Below are 4963 nucleotides of genomic sequence, written 5' to 3'. Positions count from 1 at the left end.
CCACGTTCCGGTGCGTAATCATCGTCCCTTTCGGCTTTCCGGTCGTCCCTGAGGTATAGATCACGTAGGCCAGATGCTCCGGCTTCGTCGCCTGCGGCGGATTCTCCGCCGGCATCAGCTCCGTTTCTAAGGCATATACCCGGCATCCCGCAAACGGAAGCGCCGGTGTCCGAAGCTCGACGTCACGGGTCGTCACCAGCCACTCCGCTCCGCTGTCCGCCAGCGTATAGGCGATTCGCTCAGCCGGATAATCCGGATCGATCGGCAAGTACGCCCCGCCGGCCTTCAGGATGCCGCGCATCCCGACGAGCATCTCCACCGAGCGATCCATCAGGATCGCCACGATACGGTCCGGCCCCACACCTTGCCCGCGCAGCGTCCACGCCAGCTGGTTCGCCCGCGCGTTCAGCTCCGCATAGGTCAGCTGCTGATCCCCGTACACGGCCGCCACCGCATCCGGCGTCTTCTCCACCTGGGCTTCGAACAAACTGTGGATCGTCGCTTCCTGCGGATACTCCGCCGCCGTGTCGTTGAACGTATGCAGCAGTTGTTGCTTTTCCTCCGCCGTGACAAGCGATATCGAGCCAATCCTTGCTTCCGGCTGCCCGGTGATTTGCGACAAGAGCTGCACAAAGTGCATCAGGTACCGCCCGGCTGTCTCCCCGTTGAACAGTGCACAGCTGTATTCCAGCAACAGCTGAAGTCCTTGATCACCCTCCGCGACGTTTAGCGTCAGATCGAACTTCGTCGCCCGGTGGTTCAGCTCGACCGGACGAACGTCAACATCCGCCAGGCCAAATCGCGCCTGCTCCATGTTCTGCAGCACCAGCATCGTGTCAAACAAGGGGTTATGGCTCATATCGCGCCGTACGTTCAGCTTCTCTACCAGTTCCTCGAACGGATAGTCCTGATGCTCAAACGCCGCCAGCGTCCGCTCCTTCACCTCACGCACGAAGTCCATAAACCGCTTCTCCCCGGACGGGGCGTTGCGCAGCGCCAGCGTATTCACAAACATCCCGATCATCGGCTCCGTATCCCCATGCGTCCGTCCCGACACCGGCGTCCCGACCACAATGTCGCTTTGCCCTGTGTACTTGTGCAGCCACACGTTATAGGCGGCCAGCAGCACCATGTACAGCGTGGCTCCGGTCTCTGCCGCGATTCGTTTTAGGGCCTCTGCCGTCTCGGCGTTCACTTCGGTGTATACCCGTCCGCCTTCACTGCTTAACACCGCCGGACGCGTCCGGTCGGCCGGCAGCTCCAGCACCGGCGCTTCCTCCGCATAGGCCGACAGCCAGTATGCCTCATGCGCCTCCATCCGCTCGACCCCAAGCGTACCCTGCTGCCAGACCGCGTAGTCTTTGTACTGGATCCGCAGCGGCGCCAGCTCCTCGCCGGCATACGCCGCCATGAAGTCCGACACCAGAAGGTTCATCGACACGCCGTCCGACACGATATGGTGCATGTCCCACACCAGCCAATGGCGCTCCTCCGCCAGCCGCAACAGTTCGATGCGCAGCAGCGGCGCCTGATCCAACGCGAACGGCCGCACGAAGTTCCGGACGAGCTCCCGGGCTTGCACTTCATCTGCATCCCGGCATACCCATTCAAACGCCACGTCTTCGTGCACCTGTTGTCTCGGTTCGCCGTCGATCCACGTGAACGACGTGCGCAGCGATTCGTGACGGGCGATGACCGAGCGAATCGCTTCCTCCAGCCGATCCGCATCCACCTGCCCTGTTAGCTCCACGACACCCGGCATGTTGTAGCGCGTGCTCTCCGGCTCCACCTCATGCAGCACGTATAGCCGCCGCTGCGCCGAAGACAGCGCGTACGATGCCTGCGCCTCTGCCGGCTCGATTCGGCCGTAGCCGCTTTCCTCCGTGCTGCGCACATAGACCGCCAACGCCTTCACCGTCGGGCGTGCGAACAGCTCCCGCAGCGGCAGCTCCACCGCCAGCTGCTGATGCATGCGCGACACCAGCGTCATCGCTTTCAGCGAGTGACCGCCGCGCTCAAAGAACGAATCGCCGATGCCGACTTCGTTTACCCCCAGCACCTCTGCGAACAACTCCGCCAATTGCGTCTCCAGTGCATCCCGCGGCGCTTCATAGCCTTCGCTGTACGCCTCCCGGTCCGGCGCCGGCAGTGCCTTCCGGTCCACCTTGCCGTTAGAGTTCAGCGGCAGCTTCTCCAGCTCCACAAAGTAGGACGGGATCATGTAATCCGGCAGCTGTGCCGCCAGATGCGCCCGCAGCTCCGGTACCGGAACGGATTCGTCGCTTACAAGATATGCGCACAAGTATGCCTGCCCTTGCTCGTCCTCGCAGGCCATGACCACCGCTTCGCGGATCTGCGCATGCGCCATGAGCTGCATCTCGATCTCCCCGCACTCGATCCGGTAGCCGCGGATCTTCACTTGATGGTCGATCCGGCCCAGGTACTCCAGATTGCCGTCCGGCAGCCATCTCGCCAAATCGCCGGTCCGGTACATCCGTGTCCCCGGCTCGAACGGGTTGTCTACGAATTTCTCCGCCGTCAGCTCCGGCCGGTTGAAGTAACCCCGTGCCAGTCCGTCCCCCGCGATGCACAGCTCCCCCGCGACGCCTATCGGCTGCAGCTGCCGGTTGTCACTTACAATGTACAGCTGCGTATTGGCGATCGGCCCCCCGACGGTCACTGTCTGGTCGACGGTCGCTTCCCGCACCGCTGACCAAATCGTCGTCTCCGTCGGACCGTACATATTGAACAGCGCGGCCTTCGATTTGCTTTGCAAATCAGCCAGCAGATCGTCCGTCCATGCCTCCCCGCCGACTAGTATTTCCGTTACGCCTTCAAGCCACGCCACGCAGCCCGCCGACAACAGCATCTTCAGCCGCGACGGCGTCATCTGCACCATGCCAATGCGCTGGCGTTCGATCAGCGCCGCCAGCTGCTGAGGGTCCTTCTGCTGTTCTTCGCTCGCTGCCACGACCCGCATGCCTTGCGTCAACGCTAGCAGCGTCTCCACCACCGAGATGTCGAATGACAGTGTGGTCGCAAATAAAATCGACTTCACCGGAGCGAATGGAATCACTCTCGTCATCCCTGTGATGAAATTAACCACCGAGCGATGCTCAATCATGACCCCTTTGGGGTTTCCTGTTGTCCCCGAGGTATAGATCACATACGCCAACTCGCCCGACGTTGCGTGAAGTGCGAAATTCACCCCGGCCGGTGCTTGCCCGGCTTCCGCCAGGTCCAGCACCGTGCCCTCAAATCCGCATGGATCCAGGCCAGGCTGAATCAGCAGTACCCCCGCGCCGCTGTCCCCGAGCATATACCGGATGCGTTCGGCCGGCAGCGCCGGATCGATCGGCAAGTACGCCCCGCCGGCCTTCAGGATGCCGAGCACCCCGACGAGCATCTCCACCGAGCGATCCATCAGGATCGCCACGATACGGTCCGGCCCCACACCTTGCCCGCGCAGCGTCCACGCCAGCTGGTTCGCCCGCGCGTTCAGCTCCGCATAGGTCAGCTGCTGATCCCCGTACACGGCCGCCACCGCATCCGGCGTCTTCTCCACCTGGGCTTCGAACAAACCGTGGATCGTCGCTTCCTGCGGATACTCCGCCGCCGTGTCGTTGAACGTATGCAGCAGTTGTTGCTTTTCCTCCGCCGTGACAAGCTCATACGAGCCGATGCTTGCTTCCGGCTGCCCGGTGATTTGCGACAAGAGCTGCACAAAGTGCATCAGGTACCGCCCGGCTGTCTCCTCGTTGAACAGTGCGCTGCTGTATTCCAGTAACAGCTGAAGTCCTTGATCGCCCTCCGCGACGTTCAGCGTTAAGTCAAACTTCGTCGCCCGGTGGTTCAGCTCGACCGGACGTACGTCAACATCCGCCAGGGTAAAGCGCGCCTGCTCCATGTTCTGCAGTACCAGCATCGTGTCAAACATGGGGTTGCGGCTCATATCGCGCCGTACGTTCAGCTTCTCGACCAGTTCCTCGAACGGATAGTCCTGATGCTCAAACGCCGCCAGCGTCCGCTCCTTCACTTCGCGCAAAAAGTCCATAAACCGCTTCTCCCCGGACGGGGCGTTGCGCAGCGCCAGCGTATTCACGAACATCCCGATCATCGGCTCCGTATCTGCATGCGTCCGTCCAGACACCGGCGTGCCAACCACGATGTCGCTCTGCCCCGTGTACTTGTGCAGCCACACGTTATAGGCAGCCAGCAGTACCATGTACAGCGTGGCTCCGGTCTCTGCGGCAATCTGCTTCAGCCCCTCGGCTACGTCCGCGCTGATCTGCGCATGAACCTGCCCGCCTTCACTGCTTGGCACCGCCGGACGCGTCCGGTCGGCCGGCAGCTCCAGCACCGGCGCTTCCTCCGCATAGACCGACAGCCAGTACGCCTCATGCCCCTGCATCCGCTCCACCTCGAGCGTGCTCTGCTGCCAGACCGCGTAATCCTTGTACTGGATCCGCAGCGGCGCCAGCTCCCCGCCGGCATACGCCGCCATGAAGTCTGACACCAGAAGGTTCATCGACACGCCGTCCGACACGATATGATGCATGTCCCACACCAGCCAATGGCGCTCCTCCGCCAGCCGCAACAGTTCGGCCCGCAGCAGCGGCGCCTGACCCAGTGCGAACGGCCGCACGAAGCTCCGGGTGAGTTCCCGCGCATGCGCTTCATCTGCACCCCGGCATCCCCATTCAAACGCCACGTCTTCGTGCACCTGTTGTCGCGGTTCGCCGTCGATCCACGTGAACGACGTGCGCAGCGATTCGTGACGAGCGATAACCGAACGAACCGCTTGTTCCAGCCGATCCGCATCGATTTTCCCTGTTAGCTCCACGACACCCGGCATGTTATACCGCGTGCTCTCCGGCTCCACCTCATGCAGCACGTATAGCCGCCGCTGCGCCGAAGACAGCGGGTACGATGCCTGCGCCGCTGCCGGCTCGATCCGGCCGTA

1 protein-coding gene is annotated in these 4963 nt (G+C 62.4%); it reads right to left on the bottom strand.

Annotation, left to right across the window (positions count from 1 at the left end; genetic code table 11):
- On the bottom strand, nt 1–4882 hold a 4882-nt coding region (locus tag ACAN56_RS35310), incomplete at its 3' end, for an amino acid adenylation domain-containing protein (protein ID WP_379148761.1).
- Nucleotides 4883–4963: the final 81 nt, after the last annotated feature.

The sequence above is a fragment of the Paenibacillus paludis genome (genome assembly GCF_042610515.1).
Lineage (GTDB): Bacteria > Bacillota > Bacilli > Paenibacillales > Paenibacillaceae > Paenibacillus_AQ.
Note: the sequence above shows the minus strand (reverse complement) of the source record. Positions and strands in the feature narration are given on the sequence as shown.